The sequence below is a fragment of the Streptomyces sp. SM1 genome (assembly GCF_002910825.1).
Classification (GTDB): Bacteria; Actinomycetota; Actinomycetes; order Streptomycetales; family Streptomycetaceae; genus Streptomyces; species Streptomyces okerensis.
This window is the reverse complement of the sequence record NZ_NEUB01000726.1, coordinates 1-961: the sequence shown is the minus strand read 5'-3', so window position 1 is coordinate 961 and position 961 is coordinate 1. Positions and strand designations below refer to the sequence as shown.

General features: G+C 76.9%; 1 protein-coding gene. It reads left to right on the top strand.

Features of this window, described 5'->3' with window-relative positions; all coding sequences use genetic code 11:
• Positions 1-21: 21 nt before the first annotated feature.
• Positions 22-961: glycosyltransferase (locus tag B9S61_RS20995; protein WP_103543642.1), on the top strand; the 940-nt coding region annotated here is incomplete at its 3' end.

The window sequence follows — 961 nt, the reverse complement described above, 5'->3', positions numbered from 1 at the left end:
GGTGACGGCGCGGCCCCGGGCGTGCTGTCCATCGCGCTGGTCTCGGAGCACGCGAGCCCTCTCGCCGCCCTCGGCGGGGTGGACGCGGGCGGGCAGAACGTCCATGTCGCCGCCCTGGCCGGGGCGCTCGCCGACCGCGGCCACCGCGTCACCGTGCACACCCGGCGCGACGCGCCCGGCCTGCCCGACCGGGTGACCCTGCGCGAAGGCGTCGAGGTGCACCACGTCCCGGCTGGCCCGCCGGAACCGGTCCCCAAGGACCGGCTGCTGCCGTACATGGAGGAGTTCGGGCAGCACCTGGCCCGGGCGTGGCGGGCGCACACCCCCGACGTGGCGCACTCGCACTACTGGATGTCGGGTCTGGCCTCGCTGCGTGCGGCCCGGGAGCTGGACCTGCCGCTGCTGCACACGTATCACGCGCTGGGCACGGTGAAGCGGCGGCACCAGCAGTTCGCCGACACCAGTCCGCCGGAGCGGATCGGCTGCGAGACCGAGGTGGGGCTGGGCTGCGACCGGGTCGTCGCCACCTGCCGGGACGAGGTCGCCGAGCTGCTGCGCGTGGGCGTGCCGGCGGACCGGATCTGCGTCGTGCCGTGCGGTGTGGACACCGGCCGGTTCACGCCGCTGGGACCCGCGGCGCCGCGCGGCCCGTTCCGGTACCGGCTGCTCCAGCTGGGCCGGCTGGTGCCGCGCAAGGGCGCGGAGGTCTCGGTGGCGGCGCTGGCCCGGCTGCCGGGGACCGAACTCGTCGTGGCCGGCGGTCCTCCCCCGGAACGTCTGGACGACGACCCGGAGGTGGGCCGGCTGCGCGGTCTCGCGCGGGACGCCGGGGTCGCCGACCGGGTCCGCTTCACCGGCGGAGTGAACGCCGCCCGGGTGCCGGCGCTGCTGCGCTCCGCCGACGTGGTGCTGTGCCCCGCCGGCTACGAGCCGTTCGGGATCGTCCCGCTGGAGGCCATGG